The sequence below is a fragment of the Blastococcus goldschmidtiae genome, assembly GCF_031845325.1.
Lineage (GTDB): Bacteria > Actinomycetota > Actinomycetes > Mycobacteriales > Geodermatophilaceae > Blastococcus > Blastococcus goldschmidtiae.
This window is the reverse complement of record NZ_JAVREI010000003.1, coordinates 24,095-41,739: the sequence shown is the minus strand read 5'-3', so window position 1 is coordinate 41,739 and position 17,645 is coordinate 24,095. Positions and strand designations below refer to the sequence as shown.

18 protein-coding genes are annotated in these 17,645 nt (G+C 72.7%); 2 read left to right on the top strand and 16 right to left on the bottom strand.

Features of this window, described 5'->3' with window-relative positions:
- Position 1: 1 nt before the first annotated feature.
- Both RM425_RS07100 and RM425_RS07095 read left to right on the top strand, forming a co-directional pair.
- Positions 2-469 carry a hypothetical protein gene (locus RM425_RS07100; protein ID WP_311344492.1) on the top strand — a complete coding sequence of 156 codons (468 nt, stop codon included), beginning with the start codon at positions 2-4 and terminating at the stop codon, positions 467-469.
- Positions 470-767: 298 nt separating this feature from the next.
- The gene (locus RM425_RS07095) at positions 768-2,063 is read left to right on the top strand and encodes a PhoH family protein (protein ID WP_311344491.1); all 1,296 of its coding nucleotides are present in this window, start codon (positions 768-770) and stop codon (positions 2,061-2,063) included.
- A 210-nt stretch (positions 2,064-2,273) separates the two neighbouring features.
- On the opposite strand, the gene RM425_RS07090 is transcribed toward RM425_RS07095, so the two are convergent.
- The 16 genes from RM425_RS07090 to RM425_RS07015 form a co-directional block, all read right to left on the bottom strand.
- Positions 2,274-2,513 (bottom strand): hypothetical protein, encoded by a 240-nt coding sequence (locus RM425_RS07090; protein ID WP_311344490.1) that lies wholly within the window; start codon positions 2,511-2,513, stop codon positions 2,274-2,276.
- A complete protein-coding gene (locus tag RM425_RS07085) occupies positions 2,510-5,518 on the bottom strand; it encodes a hypothetical protein (protein ID WP_311344489.1) in 3,009 nt (1,002 codons plus the stop codon). Before RM425_RS07085 ends, RM425_RS07090 begins: the two co-directional genes overlap by 4 nt.
- The gene (flhA, locus tag RM425_RS07080; protein WP_311344488.1) at positions 5,505-7,550 is read right to left on the bottom strand and encodes a flagellar biosynthesis protein FlhA; all 2,046 of its coding nucleotides are present in this window, start codon (positions 7,548-7,550) and stop codon (positions 5,505-5,507) included. The genes RM425_RS07085 and flhA overlap by 14 nt, the downstream gene beginning before the upstream one ends.
- 163 nt (positions 7,551-7,713) lie before the next feature.
- Positions 7,714-8,865: an EscU/YscU/HrcU family type III secretion system export apparatus switch protein gene (locus RM425_RS07075; protein ID WP_311344487.1), complete on the bottom strand. Its 1,152-nt coding sequence runs from the start codon at positions 8,863-8,865 to the stop codon at positions 7,714-7,716.
- A gap of 3 nt (positions 8,866-8,868) precedes the next feature.
- Positions 8,869-9,633, bottom strand: coding sequence for a flagellar biosynthetic protein FliR (gene fliR, locus RM425_RS07070; protein WP_311344486.1), 765 nt, complete (start codon positions 9,631-9,633; stop codon positions 8,869-8,871).
- A gap of 3 nt (positions 9,634-9,636) precedes the next feature.
- Complete coding sequence (gene fliQ, locus RM425_RS07065) at positions 9,637-9,912, bottom strand: flagellar biosynthesis protein FliQ (protein ID WP_311344485.1); 276 nt, start codon at positions 9,910-9,912, stop codon at positions 9,637-9,639.
- 109 nt (positions 9,913-10,021) lie between these two features.
- The gene (gene fliP, locus RM425_RS07060; RefSeq protein WP_311344484.1) at positions 10,022-10,870 is read right to left on the bottom strand and encodes a flagellar type III secretion system pore protein FliP; all 849 of its coding nucleotides are present in this window, start codon (positions 10,868-10,870) and stop codon (positions 10,022-10,024) included.
- On the bottom strand, positions 10,867-11,301 hold the full coding sequence (locus tag RM425_RS07055; RefSeq protein ID WP_311344483.1) for a FliO/MopB family protein: 435 nt from the start codon (positions 11,299-11,301) through the stop codon (positions 10,867-10,869). Before RM425_RS07055 ends, fliP begins: the two co-directional genes overlap by 4 nt.
- Positions 11,298-12,029 (bottom strand): flagellar motor switch protein FliN, encoded by a 732-nt coding sequence (gene fliN / locus RM425_RS07050; RefSeq protein WP_311344482.1) that lies wholly within the window; start codon positions 12,027-12,029, stop codon positions 11,298-11,300. Before fliN ends, RM425_RS07055 begins: the two co-directional genes overlap by 4 nt.
- Positions 12,026-13,009 (bottom strand): flagellar motor switch protein FliM, encoded by a 984-nt coding sequence (locus RM425_RS07045; RefSeq protein WP_311344481.1) that lies wholly within the window; start codon positions 13,007-13,009, stop codon positions 12,026-12,028. The genes fliN and RM425_RS07045 overlap by 4 nt, the downstream gene beginning before the upstream one ends.
- A 199-nt stretch (positions 13,010-13,208) precedes the next feature.
- On the bottom strand, positions 13,209-13,667 hold the full coding sequence (locus RM425_RS07040; RefSeq protein ID WP_311344480.1) for a flagellar basal body-associated FliL family protein: 459 nt from the start codon (positions 13,665-13,667) through the stop codon (positions 13,209-13,211).
- Positions 13,664-14,566 (bottom strand): flagellar motor protein MotB, encoded by a 903-nt coding sequence (locus RM425_RS07035; protein ID WP_311344479.1) that lies wholly within the window; start codon positions 14,564-14,566, stop codon positions 13,664-13,666. Before RM425_RS07035 ends, RM425_RS07040 begins: the two co-directional genes overlap by 4 nt.
- Positions 14,567-14,639: 73 nt before the next feature.
- Positions 14,640-15,410 carry a motility protein A gene (locus RM425_RS07030; RefSeq protein WP_311344478.1) on the bottom strand — a complete coding sequence of 257 codons (771 nt, stop codon included), beginning with the start codon at positions 15,408-15,410 and terminating at the stop codon, positions 14,640-14,642.
- Positions 15,411-15,413: 3 nt separating this feature from the next.
- Entirely contained in the window at positions 15,414-15,698 is a 285-nt protein-coding gene (locus RM425_RS07025; RefSeq protein WP_311344477.1) for a flagellar FlbD family protein, read from the bottom strand.
- A 170-nt stretch (positions 15,699-15,868) separates the two neighbouring features.
- Positions 15,869-17,137, bottom strand: coding sequence for a flagellar hook protein FlgE (locus RM425_RS07020; RefSeq protein ID WP_311344476.1), 1,269 nt, complete (start codon positions 17,135-17,137; stop codon positions 15,869-15,871).
- 37 nt (positions 17,138-17,174) lie between these two features.
- Entirely contained in the window at positions 17,175-17,630 is a 456-nt protein-coding gene (locus tag RM425_RS07015) for a flagellar hook assembly protein FlgD (RefSeq protein ID WP_311344475.1), read from the bottom strand.
- Positions 17,631-17,645: the final 15 nt, after the last annotated feature.

Below are 17,645 nucleotides of genomic sequence, written 5' to 3'. Positions count from 1 at the left end.
CGTGCGCCGCCCCGATCCGCGGCGCGCCCGCGTGCTGGGGCTGTGGACGGCGGGCTGGCTGGCCGCGTTCCTGCTGTCCGGGATGTTCTGGCTGGGTGAGCCGTCGGTGCAGTGGCCGGTGCTGGCCGTGCCGCTGCTGTGGGCGCTGGTCGCACTCCGTCCGCGGCGCAACCGGTCTGATCGTGGCCGGGACGACGACTGGGCCGACGACGACGGGTGGGACGACCGCCGGTGGGACGACGGCCGGTGGGACGACGACCGGTGGGACGACGACCGGTGGGACGACGGCCGGTGGGACGACGGCCGGTCGGACGACGGCCGGTCGGACGACCGCGCGACGGCGGACCCGCGCCGGCACCGGCAGCCACCCGCGGCGCCGACGCCGGCCGAGCGCACCGACACGGTCGAGCGCCCGGCGCTGCGCCGCCCGTCGGAGGACGACACGCGGGGACACGGTCGCGGCCACTGACGCCGCCGTCGCCCCCGCTCCCGTCGCCGCAGTGGTGCGGCTACGGAGGGTGGGGTGGGCGAGGCGGGTGTGACCCCTCCAGGTGAACGTTGGGTTCCCTTCGGGGTGGGCGGTGCGCTTTCGTCGGTGGCCGGTCCTACCGTCGAAGGTGAACGGCCCGGAGTTGCCCGGATCGTTCACGGGAGGCCCGGTTGGTGCTGACGAGTTCGTCGACCAGGGGGGCCGGCACCCGGCCTCTGCGCCGGGGCCCGGCCGCCATCGAGTCGGGGCGCGCTGTGCGCCCCACGGGAGCCGACACGTGAACCCTCGCCGCACGTACGTCCTCGACACCTCCGTCCTGCTCTCCGACCCGGGCGCGCTGCTGCGCTTCGGCGACTCCGACGTGGTGCTCCCGCTCGTCGTCATCGGTGAGCTGGAGGCCAAGCGCGACCATCCCGAACTGGGCTGGTTCGCCCGCCAGTCGCTGCGCATGCTCGACGACCTGCGCGTCCGGCACGGCCGGCTCGACGCCCCGGTGCCGGTGGGGGAGGCCGGCGGCACCCTGCACGTCGAGCTCAACCACAGCGACTCCTCGGTCCTGCCGGCCGGGTTCCGCAACGACAGCAACGACAGCCGGATCATGGTCGTCGCGCTGAACCTCCGCGCCGAGGGTCGCGACGTCTGCCTGATCACCAAGGACGTGCCGCTGCGCGTCAAGGCGGCGGCGGTGGGTCTGGCGACCGACGAGTACCGGGTGCACGACGCCGTCGACACCGGGTGGACCGGGATGGCGGAGATCTCGGTGGACGACGGCGAGATCGACGAGCTGTACGAGTCCGGCCAGGCCTACCTCCCGGCGGCCGCCGAACTGCCGACGCACACCGGGCTGGTGCTGCTCTCCTCGCGGGGCTCGGCCCTGGGCCGGGTGCTGCCGGACAAGCACGTGCGGCTGGTGCGCGGCGACCGGGAGGCGTTCGGGCTGCACGGCCGCTCCGCCGAGCAGCGGGTGGCGCTGGACCTGCTGCTCGACCCCGAGATCGGGATCGTCTCGCTGGGTGGCCGTGCGGGCACCGGCAAATCGGCGCTGGCCCTGTGCGCGGGGCTGGAGTCGGTGATGGAGCGCCGGGCGCACAAGAAGGTGGTCATCTTCCGGCCGCTGTACGCCGTCGGCGGTCAGGAGCTGGGTTACCTGCCCGGCGGCGAGGGCGAGAAGATGTCGCCCTGGGCGCAGGCCGTCTACGACACCCTCGGTGCGCTGGTCTCGACCGCGGTGCTCGACGAGATCGCCGACCGCGGCCTCATCGAGGTGTTGCCGCTCACCCACATCCGGGGGCGGTCGCTGCACGACTCGTTCGTGATCGTCGACGAGGCGCAGTCGCTGGAGCGGGGCGTGCTGCTCACCGTGCTCTCCCGGCTGGGGGCCGGGTCGCGGGTCGTGCTGACCCACGACGTCGCCCAGCGCGACAACCTGCGCGTGGGCCGGCACGACGGCATCGCGGCGGTGGTCGAGAACCTCAAGGGGCACCCGCTGTTCGCCCACATGACGCTGACCCGCTCGGAGCGCTCCCCGATCGCGGCGCTGGTGACCGAGATGCTGGAGGACCTCCCGATCTGACGCCCGCTCCGCCCGCTGATGCGGTGGTTCTCGCGCCCCGGGGGTATCGCACGCCCCCCCCGGAGCGCGAGGACCGTCCCAGGGGGTGGTCCAGCGCCTGGTCGGGCCGGGTCCCTGCGCACGGGCAGCGCCCGGGGCCTGCCGGACCCGAGGAGCACGAGGTACACCGCCGGGGCGGACCCGGCCGCGTCGACGAGTTCGTGCGCGGGTTCAGGCGGCGGGCTCGTCCTCGGCCACCGGCTTGTGGGGAGGGCGAGCCCTGCGCTTCGGACGCGCCGGGGGAGTGCTGGCCAGCCGCAGCAGTGCCACCGCGCCCCAGCCCGCCGCCAGGCACCACGGCAGCCGAGTCACCACCTCTTCAGCGCTCAGGTCCCCCCGGAGCCCGAGTGCGAGCACCGGAAGAGCCAGCACGAACCCGACGAGGAGCACGTCCCAGCGCAGCGGGTTCATGCCGGTGCGCTCTCCAGCCGCTCGCAGAGGACCGAGGCCCACCGGTGCGGGGTGGCGCGCAGCCCGTCGACGACGGCGACCGGCGCGTCCAGGCGGTCCAGCACGGCGGCCGGATCAGCGGAGAGATCGGTGTCCTGCACGATGAGCGCATCCACGCGGCTGAGGCCGTCGAGCCAGTGCTCGAGGTCCTCGGGCTTCCGGGTCGCCTCGACGACCGCCCAGACGGCGACCGGGGACCAGATGGCCAGCATCTGCGCCATCCAGTAGGCGTCCGAGCGCAGCGGCGCGTCCACGGCCACGATCGTCACGGTCCCGGACGTCGCGGCGTCCTGCCGGCGGCGCAGCGCGGTGTCGATGGTGCTCATCCGGCTCGCCTCCGGGGAGAGCCCCACCAGGTCACCGCGCGTGGCCCACTGCACGCGGTCCGGGTCCAGCCGCAGGGTGGCGGCCAGCGAGCGCGCGGCGCGCAGGGTCTCGACGCCGGGACCGACGACGAACAGCACGTCCCCGGCGCCGGTCGGCAGTTCCGGAGCCTCCGGCAGGCGCGCGCCGAGCGCGCGGGTCAGCGCGGCGTAGGTGCCGTCGGCCGCCACGTCCGTGGTGAACGCAGGTCCGAGCAGGTCGGACGGGACGCCGAGGGCGGCGAGACGCGAGACGACCTCCGCGGGCGTGCTCGGCGGGTCGATGCGCACGCGCGCCGGCCGGGCCGGGACGACGGCGGGCAGGTCGACCGCGCCCAGCAGACCCGAACCGTCGGCCTCCATCAGGTCGGCCAGGTCGGCCAGGTCCGGCCGGTCCGGCGTCTCGGGCGTGGCCATCAGCGGAGCGACCGGGAGCCGGGTCACCGTGGCCAGTAGCCCGGACGTGCGGCCGGAGGACGGCGGGACGTCGTCGCCACCAGTCGTCGACGGGGCGATGGGACCGGCGGACGACCCGGCAGGGATCCGGGAGCGCGACGCCGGGACGGACGGGCGGCCGGTGCGCGGCGGAACGGGCGGCAGCCCCCGGCCACGGGAGGGCGAGCCCGGCAGGAGCGAGAGCGGCGGCATCACGGTGGTCTCGTCCATCGTCATGGACCGGCCGACGGGGGCGGGGTCGCTGGCGGTGCGGGCCAGGACGGGAGCGACCTCGAGGTCCATGCCGATCCCGGCCTCGACGGCGGCGCTCTCCGTCGCGGCGCTCTCCGCCGTGGGGCTCTCCGTCAGGGGGCTCTCCATCACGGGGCTCCCCGTGCGGGCGGGCTCGACGGCCACGGTCTGCGTGCCGGCGGCCGGGACGGCCGCGAGCTCGTCGAGCCCGGGCCGGCCGACGCCGGTGTCCGCGGCCGCGGCCTCCCCGAACAGCGACGTCCCGACGGCAGGCGCGTCCACCAGGGGGGAGGGCAGCTCGGTGACGGGGGCCGGCTGGGCCGGCGTGGCCGGTGCCCAGATCGCGACCGCCGGCTCCTCGGCGCGGATGTTCGCCACCGGGGCGGGGGCAACCTCGCCCCACAGGCTGACGGGTGCAACCTCGACGGGGGTGGCCGCAGCCGGGACGGGGGCCGGCGTGGCGGCGTGGCCGACGGGAGCGAAGAGGTCGGCGTTGGACCCGGCGGCGGACACGGACGAGGAGGCATCGGCCACCAGCGCCTCGACCACCAGCGCCTCGACCACCGGCAGCTCGGCTTCGGGAAGCTCGGTCACCGGCACCTCCATCTCGGGCACCTCGGCTACCGGCGCCTCGGCCTCGGGCAGCTCGGCTACCGGCGCCTCGGCCTCGGGCAGCTCGACCACGGGCGAGGAGGGGACGTCATCCGCTGCGGCGACAGCGGGCTCGACCAGGGCGGTCTGCGGCGAGTCCCCGGCGACGACCCTGCGCAGGATGCCGGCCAGGGCGTCGTCGGAGTGCCCCTCGGCCAGGGCCGCGCGCAGCACCTCGGCGATCGCCTCCTCACGGGAGGCCGGCGGGGGGACGGCGGCGGGCAGCTCGGCGATCGACGTCCCGCTGGTGACGGGCCTGCCGACGTAGGGGGCATCCGCGAACGACTCGTCGGGGAACGAGGCGCCGTCCTCCCAGGTGAGGGACTCGGTCCGCTCCTCGAACGTCGTGGAGGGCGGCGCGATGACCTGGTCTCCCACCGTTTCCTCCTTCTGGCGCGGCACACGTGACCACACTGCGGGCTGGTTCGTCGGCTCGGGTCCGATGTCGTGCTCGGGCGCGGGCGGGGGCTCCGACTGGGGCTCGGGTCGCACCGCCCGTCCGCCGCTGTGCGCCTCCCCGGAGCGCAGCGCGTCCGACGTCTCCAGCGCTTCCCGCACCGCGTGCTGGACGTCGCGGTCGCCGGCCACCATCCGCGCGAGCGCGGCGGTGAACGGCGAGGGGGCGCCGGTGGCGGGGGCCTCGTCGTCGCCCCGGCCATTCCCGGGGGCGTCGTCCCCGACGCCCGGCACCGGGCGCTCCCGGGTGGCGCGCGCGAAGCTGGCAGGTGCCACCCCGGGACGGGAGGCGACGGCCGGCTGCCGCGGCGGCGTGGCCGCACCGGCGAGGAGCCCGGCGAGCTCGTCGACCCGGGCGTCGTCGGCGGGTTCGGAGCGCGGAACCGGCGCCTCGACCCGGCGGCCGACGGTCGCACCGGCGGGCGCAGGCGTCGCGCGGGGGGTCGCGCGGGCGGCAGGAGCGCTGGTCCGGGCTGCCTCCGCGGCCCAGGCGGCCGCACCGTTGCGGGGCGGAGCCGTGCGGGCGCGGGCCGGCGCCGCGGAGGCGAGCGGCGAGCCGAACGCGGCCAGGGATCCGGTGTCGGGGTCCTCGGTCAGCGCGCCGGCCGGCCGCGCGGGGGCCGGCACCGGCACGCCGGGGACGCCGTACGGGTCGGGCGCGACCTCGGCGACGTAGCGCTCGGTCGCGAAGAACCCGAGCACGCCGCCGGAGCGGACGCGACGGACCCCGACGACGCGGGCGGCCGGGCCGAACTGCTCGCGCGCGGCCGCGATCGCGTCGTCGCGGGAGGCAGCCTCAACGGATCGCAACGGCACCGCTCACCACTCCCAGCGACTCGATCTGTGCTGTCCGGGAGACCTCGGCGTACGAGATCACCGGAAGCCGGGGAAGAACCTGACGCATGAGCCGGGCCAGGGCGGACCTGACCTGCGGCGAGCAGACGAGCACGGGGGACAGGCCCTGCCGCTCGGCGTCCTCGAGCAGACCGCTGCAGCCGACGACGAGCGCGTCGACGGCACCGGCGTCCAGGGCCAGCACGGCACCGGCCTCGCTCTGCCGCACCGATTCCAGGAGCCGCTGCTCGAAGCCGGGGTCGAGGGTGAAGACGTGCAGACGCTCGTCGGGGGTCACGTACGGGTGGCTGATCGCCGAGCCGAGTGCGGCGCGCGCGGCCTCGACGAGTCCGTCCAGGTCCGTCGACTGCTTCGCACGCACAGAGAGTGCCTCGAAGATGCGGACCAGGTCCCGGATCGACACACCCTCTTCGAGCAACGCGTGCAACACGCGCTGCACCTCTCCCAGGGTGAGCAGGGCGGGGGTCAGTTCCTCGACGACGACGGGGTGCGTGCGGCGGATCATCTCCACGAGCAGGCGCACGTCCTCGCGGCCCAGCAGGTCCGCGGCGTTCTGCCGGACGACCTCGGCCAGGTGCGTGGTGATGACCGAGGAGCGGTCCACGACGGTGGCCCCGGCCATCTCGGCGGCGCGCTGCAGCTCGACCGGGACCCACTTGGCGGCCAGCCCGAAGACCGGCTCGCGGGTGGCCTTGCCCGGCAGCCCGTCGAGGTTGTCGCCGATGGCGAGCACTGTGCCGGCGGGGGAGATGCCCTTGGCCGCGGGGACGCCGTTGAGCCAGATGACGTACTGGGAGCCCTGCAGGTCCAGGTTGTCGCGGGTGCGCACCAGGGGGATGACCAGGCCGGTCTCCATGGCGACCTTGCGGCGCAGCGCCTTGACGCGGTCGAGCAGGTCGCCGCCGCGCGCGGTGTCGACCAGCTCCACCAGGTCGTAGGCCACCTCGAGCTCCAGCGGGTCCACCCGCATCTTCTCGACGATCGCCTCGTGGGAGTCCGGCTGCGGCTCGGCGTCGGCGGCGGCTGCCCGCGCCTCGGCCTCCTCGTCGACCTCCGGCTCGTCGGTCATGCGGGCGGCCAGGACCAGGAAGAGCCCGCCGACCAGCAGGAAGGGGAGCTTCGGCAGGCCGGGGATGAGGCACAGGGCGAGGGACGCTCCGCCGGCGATGCGGACGGGCTGCTTGAAGCGGCCGAGCTGGGCGATGAGGTCGCTGCCCATGTCGCCCTCGGTGGCCGACCGGGTCACGATGATGCCGGTCGCGGTCGACATCAGCAGGGCCGGGATCATCGAGACCAGGCCGTCGCCGACGGTCAGCAGCGAGAACGTGGTCACCGCCTCGGCCGGTGCCATGCCGCGCTGCATGACGCCGATGGCGAAGCCGCCGATCAGGTTGACCAGCGTGACGACGATGCCGGCGATGGCGTCGCCCTTGACGAACTTGCTGGCGCCGTCCATCGAGCCGTAGAAGTCGGCCTCGGCGGTGACCTCGTGCCGCCGCTTGCGGGCCTGCGTCTCGTCGATCAGGCCGGCGTTGAGGTCGGCGTCGATGGCCATCTGCTTGCCGGGCATGGCGTCGAGGGTGAAGCGGGCGCCGACCTCGGCCACGCGGCCGGCGCCGTTCGTGATCACGACGAACTGCACGACGGTCAGGATGATGAAGATGACCAGGCCGACCACGAGCGAGCCGGCGATGACGATGTGGCCGAACGCCTCGATGACCTTGCCGGCGTAGCCGTCGGTCAGCACGAGCCGGGTCGAGGAGACGTTGAGCGACAGCCGGAACAGCGTCGCCACCAGGAGCAGCGACGGGAAGACGGCGAAGTCCAGCGGCTTCTTGATCTGCATCGCGACCAGCAGGATGAGCAGCGAGACCGCGAGGTTCAGGCCGATCAGCAGGTCCATGGCCGCCGCGGGCAGCGGCACCACCAGCATGAGCACGATCGAGACGACGCCGACGGGGACGGCCGCCTTGCCGATGCCCTTCACGCGTCCGCTCCGGGGGTGCAGGGCAGGCGCGGGCTCACGTCCTACTCATCGGCAGGCGCAGAGGCGGCCGGTACCGCCGTCCTCCCTGGCCCCGTCCCGAGGCTCGCGCCGAGCGTGCGAGGCGTGAGGAGGACGGGGTCCTTCCGCTGATCGTGGCCGGGGCTCAGGCTGCCGGCTGGACGACCCGGCGACGGCCCGCCTTGGGCAGGTCGGTGGTGTCCGGCGGCTCGAAGCCGGGCCGGTGCAGGCCGCCGCGCACACCGCGCGCGCCCAGGTGCATCACGAAGGCGAGCACCCGGGCGACGGCGGTGAACAGCTGCGGCGGCACCTCCTGCCCCAGCTCGCAGGAGGCGTGCAGCGCACGGGCGAGCGGGATGTCCTGCACCATCGGCACCCGTGCCTCGGCGGCGATCTCGCGCAGCTTGGCGGCGACCTCGCCGGCGCCCTTGGCCACGACCCGCGGAGCGCCCTTGGCCGCCTCGTACTTGAGCGCGACGGCGACGTGGGTCGGGTTGACCAGGAGGACGTCGGCCTCGGCGACCTCGCTCATCATCCGGTTGCGCGACATGGACAGCTGCACCCCCTTGCGGTGGGCCTTCATGTGCGGGTCGCCCTCGGCCTGCTTGTGCTCCTGGGTGATCTCGTACTTGCTCATCCTGAGCTGCTTCATCATCTTCTTGCGGACCACGAGGTAGTCGGCGACGGCGATGACCAGGCCGGTCACGGCGACGACGCGGAACATCAGGATGGCCGAGTCGATGAAGGTGTCCACCACCACCGACAGCGGCAGCGCCCCGGCGGAGGAGACCAGTGTCTGCGCCCGGTCGCTGGTGATGATGACGACCGTCCCGAGCGCGACCGTCTTGATGAGGGCCTTGGTCACCTCCCAGAGTCCCTGGGTGCCGAACATCTTCTTCATGCCGGTGAGGGGGTTGAATTTCTTCAGGGTCGGCTTCATCCCCTTGGTGGCGAAGGTGACGCCGCCCTGGCTCGCCGACGCGACCAGGCCGACGACCATCAGGCCGAGCGCCAGGGGCAGTACCGTCATCATGAACGCGCGCAGCGCCTGGCCGAGCAGCGCCGCGATCGCCGACGCCTCGGGCTGCGCGGCCACCGCATCGATCTGCACGAACAGCTTCTGCACCTCGGCAAAGCCGTTCTCCCCGATCATCGGCAGCAGCACGCTCGCCGCCGCGATGCCCACCCAGGTGCCCAGCTCCTGGGTACGCGGGATCTGCCCCTCCTTGCGCGCCTTCTTCAGGCGCTGGGCAGTGGGCGCCTCGGTCTTCTCGCCGCCGGGACCGTCCTTGGCCATCGGTCAGCCGCTCCGGAGCGAGCCCATGGCCCGCACCCCGTGCTCGAGCAGCGCATCGAGCGCGGGCGGCAGCAGCGGGAAGGTGAGGCCGAGCATGAGGAGGGTCAGCGTGATCTTCACCGGGAAGCCGATGGCGAAGATGTTGAGCGAGGGTGCGGCGCGGCTCAGCAGCGCGAGCGCGACGTCCGCCAGCAGGAGCACGGCGACCATGGGTCCCGCGATCTGCAGTGCGGCCAGGAACATCATCGACACGGCCTGGATCAGCATCGCGCCGAGCTGGTCGACGGGAACCTCGCCCCCCACGGGCAGGCCCTGGTACGAGGTCGCGAAGCCCCTGACCAGCAGCAGGTGGCCGCCGCTGGTGAACAGCAGGGTGACGGCCAGCAGGTAGTGCAGCTTGCCGACCGCCGAGTTCTGCGTCATCGCCAGCGGGTCGTAGGCCGGCTGCAGCGAGAACCCGCCGGTCAGGTCGATGAGGTCGCCGGCCATCTGGACGGCGGTGAAGAGCACCTGGACGACGAAGCCCAGTGCCGCCCCGATGATCACCTCGGTGACGGCGGTGACGACGATGAAGCCGGCCGTCGGCTCGGGCAGCGTGGGTGCGATCTGCGTCGACAGCAGCAGCGACAGCGCCATGGCCAGCGCGCCCTTGACCGGCCCGGGGATGGTCCGCGAGTTGAACGGCGGAGCCATCAGCACGAACCCGGCGGCCCTGGCGGTACCGAGCAGCAGAGCCACCAGGGTGACGGCGGGGACCGAGAGGTCCATGGCTCAGGTCCGGTCGAGCAGTCGGGGCAGCTGGGCGAACAGGTGCTCGGTGAAGTCCACCACCGAGGCGAGGATCCAGTTGCCGGTGATCAGCAGGACGACGGAGACCGCGATCATCTTGGGGACGAACGACAGCGTCGGCTCCTGGATCTGCGTGGCCGCCTGGAAAAGCGAGATCAGGAAACCCACGGCCAGTGCCGTGAGCAGGATGGGGGCGGCCACCTTGGCCGCCAGCAGCATGGTCTGCAGCGCGATCTCGGTGACGTCGGCATCGCTCATTGTTCGACTCCGGGCTCGTTCCGCTCCTCGGTCGCCGTCCTCCGCAAGCGGGAGGGCCCCCCAGCCTGCAGCGATGCTCGCTCGCCCGTCGTTCTCACGTCGCTCACGCCTAACCACCCCCGCCGTAGGAGCCGACGAGCGCGGTGGTGACCAGCGACCAACCGTCGACCACGACGAACAGCAGCAGCTTGAACGGCAGGGACACGATGGTCGGCGGCACCATCATCATGCCCATCGACATCAGCGAGGCGCTCACGAGCATGTCGAGCACCAGGAACGGGATGAAGATGACCAGCCCGATGATGAAGGCGCTCTTGAGCTCGGAGAGGACGAACGCCGGGACGAGGGTGGTCATGCTGACCTCGGTCGCGTCGGCGGGCGCCTCCTCGCCGGAGAGGCCGATCATCAGCTTGAGTTCGTCCTCGCGGGTGTTGCCCAGGAGGAACTCGCGCAGCGGGACGACGCCGGCGTCGTAGGCCTGCGACACGGTCATCGCGCCGTCCATGTACGGCTGTACCGCGACGTCGTTGATGTCACCGATCACCGGGCCCATCACGAACAGCGTGAGGAACAGGGCCAGGCCGGTGAGCACCTGGTTGGGCGGCGACGTCGGCAGCCCGAGGGCGTTCCGGGTGATGCCGAGGACGACGATGATCTTGGTGAACGAGGTGGCGAGCAGCAGCACCGAGGGCGCGACCGACAGCACCGTGATCGCCAGGATCAGCGTGATCGACGTGCTCGCCGAGCCCCCGCCGATCGAGATGTCCACGCTGCCGTCGGCCCCGCCCACGCCCGGGACGACGGGGGCGGTGGGCTCGGTCGGGGCGGTGGGTGCGGCGGCGGCCGGACCGGCGAGCAGCACCGCCGCCACGCCGGAGAGCAGCAGCAGCAGGAGGAGGGCTGACGCGCGCCACCGGCCCGCCGCTACGGGCATCCGCCCCTGGAGCAGCGTGGTCATGACCGCCGGACCGTCCGCTCGCGCAGCTGGTGGACCAGGCCGCCCCAGCTGTCGCGATCGAGGACCGAGCCGGCGAGCGCGCCGGACGGGGCCGAGGACCGGGCGACCAGTGTGGGTGAGTCGTCGGCGTCCATGTCGCGGGCGGCCGTCAGGCGCACCGGCGTCCGTTCGCGCAGCGCGCCGTCGATCGTCTCCGCGTCCATCTCGGCCAGGAGCGTGATCTGCTCCTCGGTGGCGCCGACGACGAGGACGACGTCGGCGATCCGGACGACGTTGACCGAGCTGGTGCGGCCCAGGCGCTGGCTGGACACGACCTCGATCAGGCCCGAGCCCTGCCCCAGGCCGCGCTTCTTGGCCAGTCGGGCGGCGTAGACCAGCACGACGGCGATGAGCCCCAGCGACAGGATCAGCCGGATGATCATCCAGGTCATGCGCCGACCCCGAGCTCGGCGGCGTCGCTGACGATCTCGCTGATCCGCAGGCCGAAGTCCTCGTCGACGACGACGACCTCGCCGCGGGCGATGAGGGTGCCGTTGACCAGCAGGTCCGCCGGTGCGCTGGCGGCGCGGTCCAGCTCGACCACCTCGCCGGGGTGCAGCGAGAGCAGCTCCTGGACCGTCATGCGGGTGCGGCCGATCTCGACGGTGACCTCCATGGCCACGTGCCGGAGCAGCTCGAGGCTGCCGCCCTGACCGCGGGCTGCGGGCAGGTTCACCTGCAGCGCGAACGTCGCCTGGTGCTCGCCGTCGGCCATGAGAGGAACTGCCACGAACATCCCCTTGTCGCGCAGCCCGTCCAGGGCGGCGACCGGCTCCACCAGCCGCTCGGAGGCGACCCGGACCCGGCCGAGGGTCGCCGCGGCGGCCTCCAGGGCGGGGCGCAGCGCGGCGGCGACGTCCATCTTTCCCACGGGGGAGTTGCTGAGGGCCTCGACGACGTCGGCGGAGACGACCAGCACGACGTCGCCGCTGACCTCCCCGGACAGCCCGGCGGTGACCGCCGAGGCGGCGCCGGGCGGCAGGGGGACGGTGTCGGGGTCGCTGACGGGGGCGCCGGCGACCAACTGCGCGGTCGCGGGGACCAGGGTCGCCGCGGCGCGGGCGGCGGCCGCCACCACGGCGGTCACGGTCTGGGAGTCCTGGGTGCTGTCGGTGCTCATGCGGTGTCCTTCACGGCAGCGTGCGGGGTGGGAACGATCGAGGCGGCCAGCCGGCGCCGGTGGTTGCTGGCGATCGCGTAGGCGAAGGTCACGTCGTTGGTGGTGACCTCGAGCGGGCTGTCACGCGGATGGCGCAGCAGGAGTACGTCGTCGACGGCGAGGGAGAGCAGGTCGGCCGAGGACACCGACAGCGGCGAGAACCGCACGCTGACGTCCACCGGGACGAGGTTGAGGCGGGCGGCCAGTGCCTCGGCCGCCTTCTTGCGCTTGCGCAGCGCGGACTCCGACAGTTGCGGCGAGGCGGCGTTGTTCAGCGCCTGGGCGAACGAGGAGAACGGCAGGACGAGCGTCGCTTCGCCCTCGCGGCTGCCCACGGCCATGGCGAAGGTGGCGACCATGACGGTGTCCGAGCCCGAGGCGGCCTGCGCCAGCTGGGGGTTGTACTCGAAGCCCGTCATCGCCGGCTGGAGCTCGGTGATCGTCGCGAACGACGCCGCGAACTCCCGCAGCAGCCGGTCCAGCAGGTGGGTGGTGATGGTGGTTTCCATGCCGGTCATCGGCCGGGCCGGCTGGGCGGCCGCGCCGGAGCCGCCGAGCAGGTGGTCGACGATCGCCATCGCGATGTCCAACGGGTAGGCGAGCATGCCCTTGCCGGCCAGCGGCTCCAGCGTGAACGTGGTGATGAACACCGGGTTGGGCAGCGTCTGGATGTAGTCGTCGTAGGAGAACTGCTCGATGCCCACCAGTTCCAGGCGGGCACCGGCCCGGAGGAACGTGGTGAGGATCGTCGTCGCCTGGCGGGCGAAGGACTCCTGCGCGATCTGCATGACGCGGACGTGCTCGCGGGAGAGCTTCGTGGGGCGGCGGAAGTCGTAGGTGCGGGGCTCGCCGCGACGGCTCCGGGAGCCGCCGGCCGGTGCCGCCGCCGGGGCCTGGGAGCCGCCCCCGCGGGGGGTCGGGCCGGTCTCGGGGGTGGTCACGCACTGCTTCATCGGCTGGGCGTGGGGTCACCCTGACCGGGGGTGGGGGCCGCCGTCGGCGGGACGGGAGAGGTGTGACCGGTGGTGCGGGAGGTGCCCGGCGTGATGCGCCCGTCGCCGTCCCGGCCGCTCCCGCACGTCGACCAGCCGGAACCGCCAGGGCAGGCATGTCCACTTCTGCCCTGGCGGTACCGCGGGGTTACTGCGTGACGTACTCGGTGAAGTAGATGCCCATGACCATCGGCACGCCGTCCTCGGTGTACTTCGCGATGATCTTCTGCTCCAGGGCTTCCTTCAGCGCATCCCGCGCGCCGGTCACGTCGGCGGGGTTGGCCTGCGAGAACGTCGAGATGATCGCGTCGTAGGCCTTGGCGCCGTCGACGCCGCCGCCGCCGTGGCCCCCGCCCGCGGCGGCCGCGGTGTAGTCGAGGGTGATCCCGATCTTCAGGTAGCCGCCGCCGGCCAGGTTGACCGCGATGGGCTCGAGCGCGGTGTAGCCGCCGTGCACCGGTGCCGCGGCCTCGGCGCTGCCGCTCGAGAAGACGAAGAAGTACGCCGCGCCGGCGATGGCCAGCACGGCCACGCCCATGATGAGGAAGAGCTTCTTCTTCCCCTTCGGGGCTTCCTCGTCGGTCTCGGTCTGCTTGTCCTTGCTCATGGGGTTGCCTCCTTGGATGCGGCGTCGATGCCTGGCAGCAGTGCGTTGGCCTCGGCCGAGGCGGTGGAGAGGACGACGACGTCGACGCGACGGTTGGCGCTGAGCGCCGTGGGATCGGAGATCGGCACCAGCGGCTTGGTGGACGAGTAGCCGGCCGCCGACAGGCGGTCCTCGGGGACGCCGTCACCGACCAGGTACCGCAGCACGGTGCTGGCCCGCCACCCCGACAGCTCCCAGTTCGACGGCCAGGGGCCGCCGCGGGTGACCGGCAGGTGGTTGGCGTGGCCTTCGACGCGGAGCACGTTGGGCAGCTCGGTGAGCGTGGGCGCCACGGCGCCGAGGATGGCGGCGCCCTCGGGGCGGAGCACCGCTTCCTCGGCGTCGAACAGCACGGCGTCCGCGACGATGTGCACCACCAGGCCGCGCTCGTCGATCTCGAACCGCGCGGCGTCGGGGTAACCGGCCTCCGCCAGCGCCGCGGCGAGGCGGTCCCGGGCCGCGGCCAGCTCGTCGTAGGCGCTCTGCGCCTCGTTGGCGACCCGGGCGGCGCGCTCCAGGGCGGCCTGCGCCGCCGCGGCGTCGACCTCCGCCTGGTCCACCGTCGTCTCCGGCGGAAGGGCCGAGGCGATGTCGACGGCGCCGGGCAGCCCGTCCAGGACGGCGCCCTCCGGGGTCGGGCTGGTCAGCGCGGTGACGGGGCTGCCGAAAGCCTCGGACAGGCCGGTGGCCAGGGCGGCGAACTTGTCCTTGTCCACCTGGCTCATGGCGAAGAGCACCACGAAGAGCACGAAGAGCAGCGTCATCATGTCCGCGTAGGACACCATCCACCGCTCGTGGTTCTCGTGCTCCTCCTCCTCGTGCTTCTTCGCCCTGCGGCTGCCGCCGTGGCCCGCACTCACCGGTCCTCCTCGCTGGCGCTCGTCGGTCCGCTTCGCGGACTCGCTCCACCCCTGGCGGAGCTCGCAGGCTCGCTCACGCTGCTTCCTTGGCGAGCTCGCTCGGCGGGATCAGGGCGTTCAGCTTCTGGCGGACCGCGCGGGGGCTGGTGCCGGCCTGGATCTCGGCGATGCCCTCGACGAGCAGCTCCATCTGGGCGGCCTGCAGCTCGCTGACGCGCATGATCTTGGCGCCCATCGGCAGGAACCAGAAGTTGGCGGCCATGACGCCCCAGAGGGTGGCGACGAAGGCGGCGGCGATCATCGGGCCGAGCGCCTCGGGGTCGCTGAGGCTCCCCATGACGTTCATCAGGCCGACGATGCAGCCCACGATGCCGATGGTCGGCGCGTAGCCGCCCATCGTGTTCATGAACTTCGCGGCGACCTTGTCCTCGGCCTTCTTGGCCGAGATCTCGCTCTCCAGGACGGTGCGCAGCTCTTCGGGGTCGGTGCCGTCGATGCCCATCTGCAGGCCGCGCTTGAGGAACGGGTCCTCGATGGCCTTGACCTGGGCCTCCAGGGCCAGCAGGCCCTCCTTGCGGGCCTTCTCGGCGAGGCTGACCAGGGTCTGGATCTGCTGGGTCGGGGGCGGCACCTTGGCCGGCAGCACCGCCATCTTGAACCAGCCGGGCATCTTCTTGAGGTCGTCCATCGTCTGGCTGGACATGGCCGCACCGAAGGTGGCCACGATCACGAGGATGATCGCCGGCAGGAAGAGCAGCGACATCGGGTCGGCGCCCTCCATGATCATGAAGACCAGGAGCGCGACCAGGGAGAGGACGAAACCGATCAGGGTGGCCGGATCCATGGGTCAGCGCTCCTCGGGTCCGGGGAAGGGGACGACGGAGGAGACGCCGGCGAGGATCTGGGGGCCCCCGGCGGGCCGGTACTCGCCGCGGTCCATCTCGTAAGACGTCGCGAGGATGCCGGCGCGGTACTCGAGGATCTCCCGGAGCACGTCGTCGACGGTCTCCGTGACCACGTACCGGGTGCCGTCCACCAGGTGCACGACGGTGTCGGGGTGAGCCTCGACCCGCTCGATGAGGTCGGGGTTGAGCGCGAACTGCTCCCCGTTCAGGCGGGTCACTCGGATCACGGGACGGTCCTCTTGCTCGGTGGGGGTGGAGTCGGGAGGGGCGCGAATCGTCACTGTCACCATCGGCGCCGCGGCGCGTGTCCTTGAGCCGAAGCGGCGCCGGCCCGGTCACCCCACGGAGTGACCGGGCCGGGTGCGGCCCGCCTCCGGAGCCGGAGAAGGGCCCGCGATCAGCGCTTGAGGTTGACGAGGTCCTGGAGGAGCTCGTCCGACGCGCTGATCACGCGGCTGTTGGCCTGGAAGCCGCGCTGGGCCACGATCAGGCTGGTGAACTCCTCGGAGAGGTCGACGTTCGACATCTCCAGGGCGCCCGAGGAGAGGATGCCGCGGCCGCCGGCGCCGGCGACGCCGATCATCGCCTCACCGGAGTTCTGCGCGACGCGGAACGAGGAGTTGCCGGCCTTCTCCAGGCCGCTCGGGTTGTTGAACGACGCCATCGACAGCTGCCCCAGGTTCTGCCGCAGCCCGTTGGAGTAGGTGCCGGTGATGGTGCCGTCGTTCGACAGCGCGAAGCCCTGCAGGGAGCCCTGCGCGTAGCCGTCGACCTCGGTCGGCACGACCTCGCTCTTGCCGCCGAACTGGCTCAGGCCCGCCAGGTCGATGGTCACCGGGCCCGGCCACGCCACGGCGCCGGGCGCGAAGCGGATCTGGCCGGCGGGCGCGGTCATCGAGCCGTCCGCCGGGTCGAACCGCACGATGCCGTCGAACGCGGTGCCGTCGGGGTTGGTCAGCGCGAGCGCCGGGGGCGGCGTGGCCGGGTCGCCGTCGTCGTCACCGTTGTTGACGGTCATCTGCCACTCGTTGTCGGCGAGCTTGGTGAACGTGTAGGTCACCTGCTGCGCCACGCCCATCTGGTCGTACATGCGGACCGGGGTCTGCACGAACGCGCCGACCTCGGCGGCGGAGTTCAGGTTGCCGCCGAGGCCCGAGGTACCGGTGGGCTGCGGCGGGACCGTGGCGCCGTAGGGCACGGTCAGGTCCTGGATCGGGCCGTTCGGGTTGACGACGCCGTTGGCGTCGGCGATCCAGCCCTGCAGGATGCTGCCGTCCGGGGTGACCAGGCGGCCGCCGGCGTCGAAGTCGAACGAGCCGGCCCGGGTGTAGAGCTGCTCGCCCCCGGGCCCCCGGGTCACGAAGAAGCCGTCGCCCTCGATCATGAAGTCGGTCGACCGGCCGGTGGACTGGGCGGCGCCGTTGGTCCAGTTCGTCGTGATCGCCGCGAGCTTGACGCCGAGGCCGATCTGGGCGGGGTTCGTGCCGCCGCGGTCGGCGGCGGGGGCGCCACCGGCGCGGACGACCTGCGAGAGCGTGTCCTGGAAGACGGTGGAGCTGCTCTTGTAGCCGACGGTGTTGACGTTGGCGATGTTGTTGCCGGTGACGTCCATCTTCGCCTGGTGGGCCTTGAGGCCGGAGATGGCGGAGAACATGGAACGGAGCATGCGGAGGATCTCCTCGGGTGTCGGGGCGGGAAGTGGATCAGGACGCCGCGGAGGAGCTCGTCCCTGAGCTCGGCGTGGGGGTGGAGAGGGTGGTGATCCGGCCCACCTGCACCTCCTTGCCGTCGACGACGGCGACGGCCTCGGAGTTGCCGGAGGCGAGGCGGACGGAGGAGACCAGGCCGGTGACCGGGACCCCGTTGGTGTCGGTGTAGGTGACCTGGCGCCCGACCATCGCGCCCGCGGCCGCGTGCTCCTGGAGCACCAGCGCCGTGGCGCTGGACTTCGCGATCTGCTCGAGCTTCTCCACCTGGGTGAAGGTCGCGGTCTGGGCGATCATCTGGGAGGAATCGACCGGCTTGGACGGGTCCTGGTACCGCATCTGGGCGACCAGGAGCTTGAGGAACGTGTCCTTGCCCATCTGGTCGCCGCGGTCGAGCTGCTGGGTCGCGTAGGTGGTGGGGGCGCTCGCGGCGCCGCTGACTGCGTCCGGCATGGGTGGGTCTCCTGT